Genomic DNA, 14,804 nt, shown 5'->3' with positions numbered 1-14,804 from the left:
TCAGGAAAGATCGAGGCTAGTACTGCGCCGCAACGGAGGCCAACCCAGTCGAACCAGCACCAGCTCCGCCATTACGGCTCGGCACCGCAACGGCGAGCACGACATCGCCGTGAGCGGCACCGATCTCGAATTGGCGCATCGCTGACCTTGCTCACGGTGCCGTCCAGGTTGCAGTGGTAGATCCCGTCCCAGCCACCCACCCAGCACCCGCCCGCGTGCGCCCACACGGACCGGGTCCGGACGGGAGGGTTGTCGAAGATCTGCCCGGCAAGTGTGTCGGCGACATGGCAGTCGGCGTCGAGAAGGACGACGAGGGGGAGTTCGCGGTCAGCCACCCACAGGTCGGTGCTGTGTACGGATACGGACCCGGGGACCAGGCTCGGCCGCAGCGGTGGCGGCGGCACATCGTCCAGGTCCAGGTCAACCAAGATCCCTATCTCGCGAACGCCGTCGGCGACAGTGCAGGGGCTGGTCGGTGGGGTGACACCGGCGAAGAAGTGCGGTGCGGCGTGACCTCGCGATAGTGGCGGGTCCCCGGGATCTGCGTCCATGGCGAGTGCGGGATGTCAGGATCGCGCTGGTATCGGTCGGCGGCCACACGAACGCGGGTGACCCGACCACGGATGCGGCCGGGCGTGGCGTGGCGTGCGCGAGGTCACCGATCAGACGCCCCCGGTGACTTCGACCTGACCGAACAACGGACGGCGGGCGTACCAGGTGGCCGCCCACCTGGCGCCGCGCAACAGCACGGTCCAGTCCCACCACTGAGTACCGGTGCAAGTGCCGCCTAGAAACTGCTACGGTCACCGTGCTGGGCTCCCGCGCCGGGGCGGTCTCGTTGCGGAACACTGCGACGGGCCGAGCGTGCCCCACGGGGAGCGGTTTGTGAGTTTCTGGGCCACACACGGTGTTCGACACCAAACAGTATCGCTCTGTGACTTTTGTTTCAGTGTCAGGTCCATTCGGTGGAATAGCATCCGTTCCATGAGTCTCGATGAAGCAGCCGTTCAGCGGCTGATTGACGAAGCCGAAATTCGCTCCGTATCAATGCGATTCGCGCGTGGGGTTGACCGGCTCGACTGGGAACTCGTTCGATCGTGCTTCCACGACGACGCCGTCGACGACCATGGGTTCTATGTCGGCGACGTCGACGGGATGATTGAGGTACTGAAGCAGATCGTTCCTGCGGATATTGCCACCACGCATTTCCTAGGGAATCAGGAGTATGACTTCACGGCAAGCGACGTCGCCTACGTGGAAACGTCGGTCATCACCCGGCACCGCCAACCCCCGCGCGACGGACGGCCGCTGGTCGACGGGTTCGGGTTCGGTCAGTACAGTGATCGATTCGAGAAGCGTAACAATGAGTGGCGGATCGCCCACCGCCTGGTCGTCCATCAACCCAGTCGGATCGATCCAGTCGCTGAGGACATTCCGTTTCATCCGGACTGCTACCGCGCCACACGTGGCGATGAAGCGTCCCGAGGGATCCGACGTCCGGAAACGCTTGCACGCCAGAAGCAGTGATCGATTGACCGGCATCCGATCGCTGAAAGGATTCTTCTCCTCCTATCAATATGGTTCGTGAGCGAATACCCCTACTTACCGATGTTTCCCAGGAGAACAATGTGAGTTCACGTCAGGCAATACTTCTGCTCTGCTACATGCACCTCGGTGGGTCCCACATATCGGCGTGGAGAGATCCCGACGCGCCAGAGAATGCGGCAATGAACTTCGAGGCGATCAAGGAGGCCGCGGAAACGGCAGAGCGGGCCAAGTTGCACGGGCTCTTCCTCGCGGACTCCCTAGCTCTGTGGCAGCGCAGCCCGGAAACACTTGCGCGACTCGGCAGCAACGTGAGTTTCGAACCCTTCACGCTCTGCGCCGCGCTGTCGGTCGTTACCGAACGACTCGGTTTGATACTCACCGGAAACACCACATACAACGAGCCTTATCATCTGGCACGCAAGTATGCCTCGCTCGATCACCTGTCGTCGGGTAGGGCCGGGTGGAACGTTGTAACGTCGGGAAATCCGGCAGAGGGGCCAAACTTCGGGGGAATCGAACTCGATCGCGAACGTCGCTACGAACGCGCCGCAGAGTTCGTCGACGTCGCCCAAGGTCTCTGGGACAGCTGGGAAGACGACGCATTCGTTCGAGACCGTGAGTCCGGTATCTTTCACGACGCCGACAAGCTTCGTGTTCTCGACCACCAGGGCCCCGCCTATTCGGTCGCTGGTCCCTTGACGGTGGCACGTCCCCCACAAGGTCACCCCGTGATCGCACAGGCAGGAACCTCGCCGGCGGGGAAGGCCTTCGCCGCCCAGTACGCCGAGATCGTCATCAATCCTCAGCAGGATATCGAACAGGCGCGCACCTTCTATCGCGAAATGAAAGATGCAGCGGTGGCGGCCGGTCGCGATCGCGACGACATCAAGATCTTATCCAACATTGCGCTGATAGTCGGGCGCACGCAGGCCGAGGCTGACGAGCGTATGGCCCTGCTGGACAGTCTTGTTGACCCTGTGCCAGGACTCGAGACCCTTTCCGGATTCCTGTTCCACGACTTGAGTGTCTACCCATTGGACGAGCCCGTACCCGAGATTCCAGTCTCAGAGCAAGGCACGCAGGGTATCCAGGCGCACATGCTTTCCATGATCCGCAAAGACAACCTGACCCTGAGGCAAGCTACGCAACTGGCAGCACGCGTCGGCGCTGTCGCGTTCTCGGCAGACGCTCTGGCCGATCATATCGAAGAATGGGTGAACACCGAAGCCTCAGATGGCTTCAACCTCGTCTTCACCGATCTTCGTGGTTCACTCGACGTGCTCGCCGAACACGTTGTGCCCGAACTGCAGCGCAGAGGTTCATTCCACCACGAGTACGCAGGAACCACACTGCGCGACAACCTGGGCCTCCGGCGTCCCTCGCACGCGAGCACGGTCCAGAGCGTCTGAACTACCTACGGGAGCGTACTGGCCCCGGCCCCTACTTCACATATAGATTGCGGATCCGGTGCTTCGCCGCCCGCAGCGCGGCGATTCGGTGCCGTCCGTCCACTGCGCCTGTCTAACCAACCGCACAGGCGATAGTCCTCGGTTCTCTGTCGCCACCGATACCCGGTGTTGCGTTCGATGTCGCGTTGCCGGCACGCTCGGGTGAATCCCGACATTTGCGACGAGATCAAGATCTATCGGTCCCGGTAGATGGGTCGCGTGGGCGGACGTGCCCACTAGTGGCGGTGCGGATGCAGCTGCCAAGTGGCCATCCGCTCCGGACTCCGCTCGCGCCCATGAACGTCCGTGATTGTCGCGCGACCATCCGGGTTGCCGAGACGGCGACCCCAGATGTGATCGAATCGCGAACCCCACGACGTGCGCCTGCGCGTCGGCGTCGTAGCCGCCAGAATTGAGTAGGGCATTGCAGCGCTGCAATCACCACTGCCAGTCGATGCAGGTCGACCCCATCGCCTTGGCCACCTCGTACGGCCAACTCCAGGGATCAATAGCGCCAAACATTGCGTCCTGAAGTCGAGTCGTCGTCCACCCGCAACGTCCTTCAATCCGGAGTTGTTGCGACCAGTATCTGAAACCGCTGATAGCACCCTGGTCCAGCTCCTGCGTGCCGTCGGTAGGCAGTCCCCCTTATGATCAAGTGATTCAGTCGAACGCTTGGTTCGCATCGCCTTGTTCAACTCGGGACGACCTCTGTGAAGGGGCGCTGGTGATTGCGTACCAACGACACCTCGACGACGTTGCTAGTTGACCATCGAACACCACTGGCTCGGGTCGTGGGCGGAGGTTGAGAGGAACAAAAGTTTCTCGCAGCGAACCTGTTTACGCCGAATAATCGCTGTCGATCGTATGACCCGCATCACATCAAGTGAGCGGCCAGTCTCGACCACTCAAGGCATGTTCGAGCATGCCGCCTGCCCTTGCATCTGGAGCGACTAACTAGCTCTCCAGGGGCGGGCCACGCCAACACACTGTTAGTCCCGCGTTGGCGCCATAGGGACTCTAGGAGAGCGATATGACAAGCGCGGATTCGATTTCCCTGAAGGCGAACTCAGCTCGATCCTCGTCGCAGACCCAGCGCCGGGCCGTGGCCGCCTCCATGGTGGGCACAATAATCGAAGTCTTCGACTTCGTAATCTATGGTTACGCTGCGGCACTCGTTTTTGGAAACCTGTTCTTCCCGGACTTCTCCCCGGTGGCAGGGACACTGGCGTCGTTCGCGACGTTCGCTGCCGGGTTCATCTCGCGTCCATTGGGCGGTATCGTTTTCGCGCACTTTGGTGACCGGATTGGACGCAAGAAGACACTGCAGGTCTCGTTGCTGCTGATGGGTGGAGCTACCGTACTCATCGGTGCGCTGCCGACCTATGCTCAAGTCGGGCTGGCCGCACCTGTCCTCCTCGTGCTCCTGCGGCTACTGCAGGGGTTTGCTGCCGGCGGCGAACTCGGTGGAGCGGTACTCGTGGTACTCGAGCACACACCCAAACACCGCCGTGCCACACGTGGCGCATTCGTCTTCGCGGGCGGCGCCATCGGTGGAATGCTTGCGTCCGTCGTCTTTCTACTGGCTTCGCTCTTCATGTCTCCCGAGTCGTTTGAGGCATGGGGGTGGCGCCTTCCCTTCCTCCTTTCGATAGTCGTCATCGTGGTCGGTTACTACGTCAGACTCAAGCTTGAAGAAACGCCCGAATTCACCGATGTGGCCGAGAAGGACTCGACGGTTCGCATACCCCTGGTGGAAGTGCTTCGTCACCACAAGCGAGTAGTCCTATTGGTCGCCGGTGCCACCCTCGCAAATACGGGCGTCGGGTTCCTCCTCCTCACCTTCACGGTGAGCTACCTGACCAGCTCGCTGGGGATGGCTCAGTCGACCGGACTCTTCATTTCGTTCGTCACGAATTCGATACTCGTCATCGCGTACCTAGTATCGGGCCGTCTCGCCGACCGCTTCGGTCGCCGACGAATTATTCTGGTGGGATTCAGCATTTGCTCGGTATGGGCCTTCCCGTTCTATCTCTTGCTGGACACTCAAGTGATGGGCCTTGTGCTGCTGGCGGTCGGGGTCATGAGCGTGGGCATGGGCGCCTACGGAGGCGTAGTAGGAACGTTCTTTGCCGAGCTCTTCCCACCGCGGATCCGCTACAGCGGGTTTTCAATCGCGTATCAGCTCGCGACGGTGCTTGGCGGTGGGATCTCACCTCTGGTGGCGTCAGCGATTGTCGCCGGCCTCGGCGGCGCGTCCTGGGGAGTCGCGCTATACGCCGCCGCACTCGCCGTGTTCGGCATCCTGTGCACACTAGGTTTGCGCGAGGCCGAAGCTCCAGATGGAGGCGATCACGCTGCCCGTGCCGCCGAAGCCCAAGAAACGATTGGGATCACGATGACTCGTTAGGCAGCACGAATCGACAGTTGCTCTAACCCCGCCAGCCGTTCCGGCCCTGCCTATTCGGGCTACGGCGCCTTACCCATCAAGGAGACGCTATGCAACCAAGTGCCACGGTCGAGGTGCCCACCGCACGTGGAGATACAGTCCCGTCGTCCGAGCTCGGTTTCACCCTCATGCACGAACACATCTTCCTGTGTGATACCGAGGTCAACAAGAACTGGCCCGAGACATTGGGGGATGAGGAGCGACGCGTTTCTCAGGCGATTGATGATCTCAAGACTCTCGGAAAGGCAGGAGTGCAGACAATCACGGATGTCAGCGTTATCGGCCATGGACGCGACATCGAACGAGTTGCACGGGTCGCCGCCGAAGTTGATACAAACATCCTTGTCGCGACGGGCGTCTACGCGCTGGCTGACCTCCCGAGCTACTTCCGGCTTTTTGGACCAGGCGCTCTAATCGAGGGGCCGGAGGCCATGACGGAATTCTTCGTTCGGGACATTGAAGAGGGGATAGGGGGTACCGGGGTCCGAGCAGCAATTCTGAAAGTCGCCGCGGCTCATGCCGGACTGACAGTCGGCGTCGAGAGAGGGCTGCGCGCGGTCGCTCGCGCCCATCGCCGCACGGGTGTGCCAATCACGACCCACACCAGTATTAAGCAGAATGGGATAGATCAACAGCGAATCTTCGAGGAGGAAGGAGTTGATCTGTCGCGGGTGATCATTGGCCATTGCGATACAGTTTCCGGTGGAGACCTCGCGTACGTAGAAGAGATACTGTCCCATGGTTCGTTCGCTGGATTTGATACCTTCGGTCTGCCGCTCCTAGCTGACGACATAAAGGTGGACCTGCTCGTCGAGCTGGTAAAACGTGGGCACGCCGACAAGATCGTCGTTTCCCATGACCACTCGTCCTTCGCCGACTATATTCCACCGCAATTCATGAACGACTCGTACAGAAAAACGTTCTTTTCGGAGGTCGTCATCCCAGACCTTGCTGCGAGAGGGGTGACGAAGGAGGAAATCTACTTGATGACAGTTCTCAATCCGAGACGGATCTTCGAGACGACAGGACAGGGCTCTTACTGACCACGAATGATGCCGATGTCGTGTCATGCGTTGAACGCCGCTGAGCGAACATTCCGCATTATCGAGCCCCGTTCCGGGACGAGAAGTATCTCAACAATCCGGCGACGACGACGATCACCCGAATTCGGTCAGATACGACGTCGGCGCAAGCGGACTCAGAGTAGTTCGGTGACGAGATCTCTACCCCGGCGCCAGTGCGGTTTGCGATCAATAAGCACCAAACGGCCGATGACCGCAGCATCGTTCGGGGTGGTTGTACCGTCACCTTGGCGCGGCATGATGAACGATACGGCGGGATGCGAAGGCACGTTCGGCACGTTGCAGGGGGTAGTGCGGTCACCAGCGATGCGCCGCCGGAGTTGACGCAGGTCATCGACTGCTATCTGGTACGGGTCCGAGGTGGGCTGTTGCCTGGGGCGCTGTGGGTGATCCAACAGGTGGCGTGATGACCTACTGGTGGCTACCCAGTCGAACCGTCAGGTTCCCGTCTTTGCGCCCGAGTCTGCGGCTGACCAGTCGAAGCCGACGGTGTCGCGCGCCCGGGTCATCGAAATCGCCCAGGATCCCACGCATGCAGGTCTCCTTCGAGTGGCCGATAGTAGGCAGAGCCCAACAGCATCGAAGGAGACCCGCCCTCGTTGGTTGCCCCGGACGGGTGAAGACGTTCAGTACTCACACTGCAAATTCAACGAGTTCCGTGACTCGGATCTGTCCGACGTGGCCCGATCCAAGGTGCCGTCGACGGGACCAGTCCCTCGCTGCATGAGGTGATGGCCGAAACATCGATCACACCGTTTCGGATCCATCATGTGAAGGCATGCAAAGCTCGTTCCCCGACGTCGGTCGGACATGCTGAACATGTACCTGTCAGCGCCGAAAGTTACGCAAATGGAGGCTAGGAGGATCAGCAAGCTGATCCAAATACTCTTCTCCTCGCGCGAAGCTGGGGATCCGTGTCGCGGGTCACAGCGATGTGTAGCCGCCGTCGATGACGATGTTCGAACCCGTCAGAAAACCGGCCGAATCGGATGCGACATAAAGCGCCGCTTCGACGATATCGGCGGGGGTACCTAGGCGCTTTATGATCTGAGGGTTCAACATCGACTTCCGAGTGACCGGATCAGCAAAGAAGTGTGCTGTAGATGGTGACTCCACCGAGCCCGGGCTGATGCAAACTGCTCGAATATTGTGAGGGCCACCCTCGTTCGCAAGGTCTTGAGTCATAGAAATGACTGCGCCCTTCGCCGCACCGTGTGCCAAACCAATGCCGGTGTTGAGGGACACAATACCGGCTGTCGAGCCGATATTGACAATCACGCCTCCTCCGCGGGCGACCAAGTGAGGCCACGCAGCACGAGTGACGTAAAAGACCTGGTTCAGTTCGCGATCAATTGTCCACAGCCAGTCCTCCGGGGACAGGGTAGCCGCCCCCCCGAGGCGGAAAGCGCCTGCGTTGTTGTACACGATATCGATACCGCCGTGTTCTCGCGCTGCCTCGTCAATCCAAGCCGTAACATCCGCGGATTGGGTCAGGTCCAGCGTCCCGCTACCGGTCATGGTCCCTCCAGCGGCAGCTACCATCGCCTGTGTTTCGCGAAATCCCTCTGCCTTGATGTCAGCACCAACAACGACGGCGCCCTCTTCAGCAAATCTCACGGCGGCGACTTGGCCCTGACCTCCTCCGGCGCCGGTTATAACTACGACTTTGCCGGCGAACCGTTGCATCGATCCGTTCGTCTCGGGGACAGAGGAGGACATCTTTTTCTACTTTCGGTCGAGTGAAGTGATAGTGCGCGATCCGATCAATCCGGCCGCGGTGTTGACGCCGCGGCCGACAGTGGGCAACCGACGAGGCGCAAGGCAATGTTACACCGCACCAAGTTGTTCCGAGCCCGTACTTGTGTGGCAGATGCGGCCGTTCCCAAGTCCTTTGAACCGGTCGTGCGGCTTGGAAGCGGTGGGTCGAGCAAGAAACGATTGTTTCTGTTCGGGACGGGGTAGAACGTGTATTCGTGACTGGAATCGTCACGCCGGACCGCCGGAGCCACAAGGACTACCAGTCCAGCACATCGCATCCACGTTTTCGGCAACTTGCATTTCACCGTCTCCGGCGGCGGATGCAAGTCCACGCAATCTGACTAGATAGGCCCTGAGCCTGCCCGTCCCAGCGTCGAGGGACGTCAGCGGGCCGGTAGGGCCCTCTGGCGCTGATAGGAGCTGCAGCACACCACCTCCAAGGAGGTTCTCGTCGGCTGTACAGTTTGAGTCGCGCGGCAATAGTGTTCGTCGGTACGGACGATATGGATTGAGGAAGGGAAGCTTGTTGCTCCCGAACCGTCTTCGCATTGGACGTTCCGCACGCGACGCGTGATGTTTGACAACAACATCACGAAGGATGCTCAGATGACGAAGGTGTCTATCGCTCCCGGCGACTTGCCCGTGCGCGTCCACCGGCCCCTGCGGGTGACAAACCGGTCGCCGCGTGCGACAGCGGTCTCGTTCTCGACCTTTGCAAAGAAGTGAACGAATTGCTTCGTCGTTATGTCGCCGCTCTGATCCACGACTTCTCGAGGTGACACACCATGGTGCTAGCTACGGGCACGGGCCCGGGCAACGACGGCGGCCCCGATTCGGGGGCCAACCGGACGTCGCAGGCTTACCACGATCTGCGCGCATTGATCCTCTCCGGTCACTACGAACCGGACTTACGCCTCACTGAATCGAAGCTGACCACGCAGCTCCAGGTCTCGCGCGGGACGATCCGTTCGGTGCTCGCGCGCCTCGCGCAGGAGGGCTACGTCACCGCCGAGGCGAACCGCAGCGCTCGCACTCGCTCGTTCTCGGTGGACGAGGCGGTCGAGATACTGGAAACCCGGGCGGTGATGGAGGCAGCGCTCCTGTAAGCGTATGTGGGACTGGCAGGTACCGAGTGGGCGCGAGGAGTACTGGAATCTCAACCGGAGGTTCCACGAACAGGTCACGCGGGCGGCGCGGCAGGCCACTCTTACCAGGTTCGTAGACAGCCTGCTGTACCCGCTCGTCATGCAGCAGTACCGCGACGCGGACCGCGAGCAGCCGCGGACCGACTCCGTCAGGGAGCACGAGGCCATCCTCGCCGCGATCGTCACTCACAACCCGGAGGCCGCCGCGGCGGCGATGCGGCATCATCTGTCGTCGGCCCGGCGGGCGCTTCAGCTGAAGTTCACCCCACCGGCCGACTAGCCCTCATCCACTCTGGACGCCACACAGGAAGAACGGTGACGACCCACGGCAGCTACGACCACAGGGCAACGGTCCACGCTGGGTCCAGGACAACGGTCACGTCGTCGCCCGAGCGAGCGTCGAAGTGCGCATCGGCGTGCGCGCGGAGCTCGACGTCCCCGACGGCGACGACCATGTCCTGGCCGTCGCGGAGGCACTGCATACTCGAGACTCGTTCCGTGAACCGATTGGGGCCCTGCGTCGTCCGTGTGTCGGTGGCGACGGCGCCTACCCGCATGAGTCCTGTATGGGCCTCGGAAAGGCGCGGACACACGATCGAGAGCTTGCCCGAAGAGTTCCGCTCGTCAGCGCGGTCGATGTTAGACGGAACTGTCGATTCTCCACCTGACCGGAAGCGAACGCCGCGCACGCATCATCGAGTGCTCGAAATCCGGCGGAGTCTCAAGGGATGCCGTGAGTCCCGGCAACCGGGTGTATAGCCGTCTCATGGCGATATTGGCCTCTGGGCGTACGATCGGCGCACCGAGACAGTTGTGCCGACCTGCGCCGAAGTGGCGACTTTCCTTGATCTCGGGCCGGCGGAGGTCGAGCCGCAATGGATTATCGAAGACGTCGGGGTCTCCGTTGGCCGCGGCGAACAGGACAAGGACGGCCGAGCCTTGAGGGATCGTGTATCCGGCAAGTTCGGTGTCGCGAGTGACGGTTCTCAATGCTTTGTCACCTGGCGACTCCCGGCGCAGACACTCCTCGACTACCGCGGGCCACAGGGTGGGGTCTGCAATTGCGGCATCTCGCACTTCTGTCTCTAAGGTCAGGCGATATACCATCGAACAGATCAGGTTGGAAGTAGTATCCGTGCCTGCTGCGACGATCCCCACCATATGCGCGAGAATTTGTGCGGTTGTCATTACCGAGTTTCCGTCGTCATCCTTCAGCTGGATCATCGACGACGCCATGTCGTCTCCGGGACACGCTCTCCGCTCGTCGACGATTCGAGCGAAATGGTGGTATCCCTCCACCAAGCCGGCGAAACTGTCGGCGATCTGATTGTCATTCGAATGCAAGTACTTAGCATCCGCGCCGGCAGGTGCCATCAGTGCGAAGAAGCTATCCACCATGCGTTGGAACCGATCCAGATCGTTCACGTCGAGACCGAGCATGGTACCGACGACACGGATCGAGAAGCGTCGAGCGAAAGACTCCATCAGGTCTGCCGATCCTCGCGCTGCAAAGCCATCTATCAGCTCGTCACAAATCTTCTCGATAGCAGGGACAACAATATCGACTTGCTTGCGATTAAATGTCCGCTGCGCAGAACGCCGTTCGACGTTGTGCTGAGGCGGGTCGTTGAAAACAAGCTGATTGGCGAATAGTTGACGGACGATCTGTTCATCCTCCTTTGGCACCAACTTCTCAAGGCTCGGGCTCAATGGAGGAATCTGCGCACTCGCCGACGAGAAGGTTGTTGCATCCCGTAAGACTGTCTCGATGTCCCTGTAGCGAGTCGGAATCCAACAATTCAGTTCGGGCACGTAGAAGATGGGCGTCCGCTGACGTACATCGTAGAGTGCTGCCATCGGATCGTTCAAGTAGTCCGGAGACAGGAGGTCGAAGTCTTCGAGGATTGGCGCGGGCGAGGTTAGCTCGGACAAGTTTGTCTCCAGTCGGTTCGGCACAATGCGGTTTACAGGACCGTCGCCGCTGCGGTTTCCATCAGGGGATGTCGGCCATCACAATGGTGCGCGAGTGTGGTGGAAGCGACGAGGGACAAATGTTCCGTCGTGCTTGACTGTTGTTCCTGCATACTCGTTTGACCGTCGCCCGACGAGCCGCCGAATCCGGCTGGCCGTACCACCGGGATTGTTGCGCTCAGGTTTTCGTCCCTAGTTACTGATTCGGGCGGGGACCGTCCGAGGCGTCACGGCTAGGCAATGGGGCCTTGCATTGGGAAGGATGTAGGAATGAATAGGTTTGACGGCCAGCATGTGCTCGTAACGGGAGGTGCTGACGGTCTCGGATATGCGTCGGCTCTCAGGCTGGCACAGGAGGGGGCCGTGGTTGGGCTCGTAGATATCAACGGTGACGCGGTGGAAGACGCGGCTGGGCGTTTGACGGAGCGAGGCTACGTCAGCCGTGCCTATACCGTCGACGTCACGGACCCAGCGCAGGTCCACGAGGCATTCGACGATTTCGAAGCTCAGTTCGGCAGCATCGAGGTATTGGTCAACATGGCCGGTACCTACCCACCCGTCGACTTCGACAGCATGACGTTGGACCGGTGGCGACAGATACTCGCAGTCAACCTCGACGCCACGTTCGTCACGTGTCAAGACGTGCTGCCCAGAATGAAGAAGCACCGGTTCGGGCGTATTTCGACGGTATCGTCGGGAACCGTCAAAATTGGGCAATTCAGCTCAGCTGCATACATTGCAGCGAAATCGGGCGTGATCGGCCTGACGCGGGTGCTCGCCAGGGAAGGCGGTCCGCATGGGATCACTGCAAACACGATCATGCCGGGACCAATTGCAACACGTCAGATTCAAGGTCTTGTGGGGGAGGGGCAAACGCTGGAAGAGGCGATGGCTCCATTGATTGAACCCCAGTGCGTACCACGACCCGGCCTACCAGAAGACATAGCCGAGGGTGTGGCGTACGCGTGCAGTCCTGGCGCCGGCTTTTTCACCGGCCAAGTGTTGTACATCGGTGGCGGCGACACATTCACGGATTGAGCGCTCGAACTCACTTGACCATCATCTCGAACGAACAGTCCGCGGTGGGAGTGTCGGGTCCCGGAACTTACGTCCGGCAGCACTCATCGCTGCCAAAAGGTCGGTCTACAATCCCGCCAGCTCAGCGCTACTTGGGCACCCTACACGTCAATGAGCGGCAGCGTCCGTCCCATTGCTTACTACTCGTCCGACAACCAGGAGGGCCAATGATTCGGCCGACATCCCCGCTGACCTTGGAAGAGCAAGTCCAGTGGCTCATCGATCGGGAACTGATCCAAGACCTACTGAACTTGCACGCACGTGCGATCGACGAGCAGAACTTCGTCGGCCTCACCGATCTCTTCTCAGACCACGGCGCGATGGTAATTGCCGGCTCCCGCGTCAAAAAGAATGAGATAGCAGACTTCGCAACGCCCATCTTCAAACACTTCCAGGCCACCCACCACGTCACATCGAACACGACAATCGAGATCGACGGTGACCGCGCAACGGCGACCTCATACTTCCACGCGGTGCACCGTCCCTCACTTGAATGCACGGCCGAGCACAGCTACATGGGCGGCGTCTATCGTTGGACACTGCACCGCGAGCACTCGACCTGGCTGATCGAGCTACTCGAAGAGGAATTTACGTGGTTGTCAGGACAGAATATGACCGACTACCTAGTCGACGCTCCGCTTGGCGTCAGCGCGCAAACGAACCTGGCGCAGAGCCCCAGGGCTTCGATGGCAAAACCTGTCCTTGCGCTCGTTGACTATTTCTTCTATATGGGCCCGATCGAGATGCTGTTGGACCTTGCAGCAGGCGACTTCGAGTACCTTTTTATCTTCAGTATGCGATCGCCATGGGACGCAGAGGCCTACAACGAGTTCCGGGAACGCGGACTGAACGTCCAGCTTCTCGAGGATGTCATTCGCGAGCCCCATCGAATTGCTCACTGTTCAGGGATAACCAGCATCGGGGACACGACATTGCGGGAGACCAGCCGGATCGCAGCCAACCTGGGCCTGACGCACTATCACTCTCCTGACGTAGCCGACACAATCAGTGAGAAGGTGCTGCAGCGACAGGCGCTGCAGAATGGCGGCGTTCCCCAGCCTGAGTGGATCGAGATTGACCCCTCTGACTCGCACTGGTGGCAGCACATCCCGCCCAGCTTGGCGCGGGGTCCTATGATCGTTAAACCGAGTCGAGGATGGGGCAGCACGGGAGTCACCCGGGTCGAGAATCTCGACGACGCGCGTGTCGCACTCGACTCTGCTGAGGGCCGATGGCTGCTCGAAGCGGAGATCTCCGGTGGTCACCATCCCCTCGGTAGCTGGCTCAGCGACTGTGTCTCCGTGCAGACGATGACATTCGACGGAGAAACCCAGCTTTTCGGTGTGATGGACAAGTCACCGCTCGCGCCGCCCTTTCGCTCGACCGGCGATATCGTCCCCTCCCTCCTCGACCCCGAGGTCAGGAGAGAGTGCGAGCGAGTCGCCCTTGCAGCTGTCCGCGCGCTGGGCGTGCAGAACGGTTGGAGCCACACAGAACTCAAGCTCAGCAGTGATGGTCCGATGGTCCTTGAGGTAAACGGGCGAATGACGTCGACGATCCACGACGCCTCGGTTCGTCTCTACGGAAGCAACCCCATCAGAAGCTGGTTCGACGCCGCCCTGGGTATTCGACCGACTATTGCGGGATTCGACTACGACGGGCGGATCGTCTCCCAGTACACCCCACCCGCTCCGGCCTCCGCTGTCTCGTACGACGACGTCATGCGGATCTTGCCGGATCTCAAAGAGCTTCCGTTCACGTTCGATGTCCGTCTTCTTCGCGTCGAATCATTGTCGGGTGGTGCGGAAACCGTCGCCACAACCACCCCGATCTCCGTATGGATTGAGGTCGATAGCGCTGAGGCCTTGAAGAAGGCACTTGAAACGGTGAAGGCCATCCTTGGCACGGTCGGTCTTTGAAAGGACTTCGAATCTCGTTGGATCGGTGGAGACTGGTGCACCTGAACTCATCGATATTCCTGCACCTGTTGGGCAGGCGAGGACTTTGGTAACTACTCTTGCTGATGGCGAGAGCCATTGAGGGCTTGAAGAATTACGGACAGCAATTTTGCTTGAACATGCGGTCAGGTTAGGGCCGTCCTGACAGTACGTTCAGTTCGACGCGGCCGGAACTTCTCTCATCGAACATTGGTTAGGGGGATCTGGTTCTGCGCTGGCCGTTATGACAAGCCATCTTGCGTTGGCTCGTGCGACGCCGATACTTGTGAGGATCCGTTGGATCGACGCGGTGGCGCAACGGGGTGTCAGTAGGCTGGCGATCGCAATCACAGCGTGAATGATGAGCAACGGCATCTGGGATATCTCCT

Annotated in this window: 12 protein-coding genes; 9 read left to right on the top strand and 3 right to left on the bottom strand. The window is 60.3% G+C overall.

Going from position 1 to position 14,804, the window contains the following annotated elements; all coding sequences use genetic code 11:
* The first annotated feature begins 284 nt into the window (after positions 1–284).
* The 5 genes from AZG88_RS54900 (at position 285) to AZG88_RS48780 (ending at position 6,488) form a co-directional block, all read left to right on the top strand.
* Positions 285–524 carry a hypothetical protein gene (locus AZG88_RS54900; protein WP_061701584.1) on the top strand — a complete coding sequence of 80 codons (240 nt, stop codon included), beginning with the start codon at positions 285–287 and terminating at the stop codon, positions 522–524.
* A 460-nt stretch (positions 525–984) separates the two neighbouring features.
* The gene (locus AZG88_RS48795) at positions 985–1,527 is read left to right on the top strand and encodes a nuclear transport factor 2 family protein (RefSeq protein ID WP_063886972.1); all 543 of its coding nucleotides are present in this window, start codon (positions 985–987) and stop codon (positions 1,525–1,527) included.
* A 50-nt stretch (positions 1,528–1,577) separates the two neighbouring features.
* Positions 1,578–2,957, top strand: a complete 1,380-nt coding sequence (locus AZG88_RS48790) for an LLM class flavin-dependent oxidoreductase (protein ID WP_063886971.1) — start codon at positions 1,578–1,580, stop codon at positions 2,955–2,957.
* Between the two features lie 1,072 nt (positions 2,958–4,029).
* Positions 4,030–5,406 (top strand): MFS transporter, encoded by a 1,377-nt coding sequence (locus tag AZG88_RS48785; protein ID WP_061701579.1) that lies wholly within the window; start codon positions 4,030–4,032, stop codon positions 5,404–5,406.
* 89 nt (positions 5,407–5,495) lie between these two features.
* The gene (locus AZG88_RS48780) at positions 5,496–6,488 is read left to right on the top strand and encodes a phosphotriesterase family protein (RefSeq protein WP_061701578.1); all 993 of its coding nucleotides are present in this window, start codon (positions 5,496–5,498) and stop codon (positions 6,486–6,488) included.
* A 963-nt stretch (positions 6,489–7,451) separates the two neighbouring features.
* Here the strand turns inward: AZG88_RS48780 and AZG88_RS48775 are convergent.
* Positions 7,452–8,246: an SDR family NAD(P)-dependent oxidoreductase gene (locus AZG88_RS48775; protein WP_197488056.1), complete on the bottom strand. Its 795-nt coding sequence runs from the start codon at positions 8,244–8,246 to the stop codon at positions 7,452–7,454.
* An 824-nt stretch (positions 8,247–9,070) separates the two neighbouring features.
* Here AZG88_RS48775 and AZG88_RS54895 point away from each other — a divergent pair.
* Positions 9,071–9,391: a GntR family transcriptional regulator gene (locus tag AZG88_RS54895; RefSeq protein ID WP_231914487.1), complete on the top strand. Its 321-nt coding sequence runs from the start codon at positions 9,071–9,073 to the stop codon at positions 9,389–9,391.
* A 4-nt stretch (positions 9,392–9,395) separates the two neighbouring features.
* On the top strand, positions 9,396–9,710 hold the full coding sequence (locus tag AZG88_RS54890; RefSeq protein ID WP_231914486.1) for an FCD domain-containing protein: 315 nt from the start codon (positions 9,396–9,398) through the stop codon (positions 9,708–9,710).
* Positions 9,711–9,762: 52 nt separating this feature from the next.
* Here the strand turns inward: AZG88_RS54890 and AZG88_RS48765 are convergent, their stop codons facing one another.
* Both AZG88_RS48765 and AZG88_RS48760 read right to left on the bottom strand, forming a co-directional pair.
* Positions 9,763–9,987, bottom strand: a complete 225-nt coding sequence (locus AZG88_RS48765; RefSeq protein WP_061701575.1) for a hypothetical protein — start codon at positions 9,985–9,987, stop codon at positions 9,763–9,765.
* A gap of 82 nt (positions 9,988–10,069) precedes the next feature.
* Entirely contained in the window at positions 10,070–11,362 is a 1,293-nt protein-coding gene (locus AZG88_RS48760; protein ID WP_156517797.1) for a cytochrome P450, read from the bottom strand.
* A 279-nt stretch (positions 11,363–11,641) separates the two neighbouring features.
* Between AZG88_RS48760 and AZG88_RS48755 the strand changes: the two genes are divergently transcribed.
* Positions 11,642–12,439 carry an SDR family NAD(P)-dependent oxidoreductase gene (locus AZG88_RS48755; RefSeq protein WP_082833674.1) on the top strand — a complete coding sequence of 266 codons (798 nt, stop codon included), beginning with the start codon at positions 11,642–11,644 and terminating at the stop codon, positions 12,437–12,439.
* A 206-nt stretch (positions 12,440–12,645) separates the two neighbouring features.
* Positions 12,646–14,397, top strand: coding sequence for a nuclear transport factor 2 family protein (locus AZG88_RS48750; protein WP_061701572.1), 1,752 nt, complete (start codon positions 12,646–12,648; stop codon positions 14,395–14,397).
* The last annotated feature ends 407 nt before the right edge of the window (positions 14,398–14,804 follow it).

The organism is Rhodococcus sp. LB1 (genome assembly GCF_001583455.1).
Taxonomy (GTDB): Bacteria; Actinomycetota; Actinomycetes; order Mycobacteriales; family Mycobacteriaceae; genus Rhodococcus_F; species Rhodococcus_F opacus.
This window is presented reverse-complemented; position numbering and strand designations above follow the sequence as displayed.

Bases quoted from the DNA above. Each gene is read 5' to 3' on its own strand.
- AZG88_RS48750 (WP_061701572.1), top strand. From the start codon at position 12,646: ATGATTCGGCCGACATCCCCGCTGACCTTGGAAGAGCAAGTCCAGTGG.
- AZG88_RS48775 (WP_197488056.1), bottom strand. From the start codon at position 8,246: ATGTCCTCCTCTGTCCCCGAGACGAACGGATCGATGCAACGGTTCGCC.
- AZG88_RS48790 (WP_063886971.1), top strand. From the start codon at position 1,578: ATGGTTCGTGAGCGAATACCCCTACTTACCGATGTTTCCCAGGAGAAC.
- AZG88_RS54900 (WP_061701584.1), top strand. From the start codon at position 285: ATGGCAGTCGGCGTCGAGAAGGACGACGAGGGGGAGTTCGCGGTCAGC.
- AZG88_RS48785 (WP_061701579.1), top strand. From the start codon at position 4,030: ATGACAAGCGCGGATTCGATTTCCCTGAAGGCGAACTCAGCTCGATCC.
- AZG88_RS54895 (WP_231914487.1), top strand. From the start codon at position 9,071: ATGGTGCTAGCTACGGGCACGGGCCCGGGCAACGACGGCGGCCCCGAT.
- AZG88_RS54890 (WP_231914486.1), top strand. From the start codon at position 9,396: ATGTGGGACTGGCAGGTACCGAGTGGGCGCGAGGAGTACTGGAATCTC.
- AZG88_RS48765 (WP_061701575.1), bottom strand. From the start codon at position 9,987: ATGCGGGTAGGCGCCGTCGCCACCGACACACGGACGACGCAGGGCCCC.
- AZG88_RS48780 (WP_061701578.1), top strand. From the start codon at position 5,496: ATGCAACCAAGTGCCACGGTCGAGGTGCCCACCGCACGTGGAGATACA.
- AZG88_RS48755 (WP_082833674.1), top strand. From the start codon at position 11,642: ATGGGGCCTTGCATTGGGAAGGATGTAGGAATGAATAGGTTTGACGGC.
- AZG88_RS48795 (WP_063886972.1), top strand. From the start codon at position 985: ATGAGTCTCGATGAAGCAGCCGTTCAGCGGCTGATTGACGAAGCCGAA.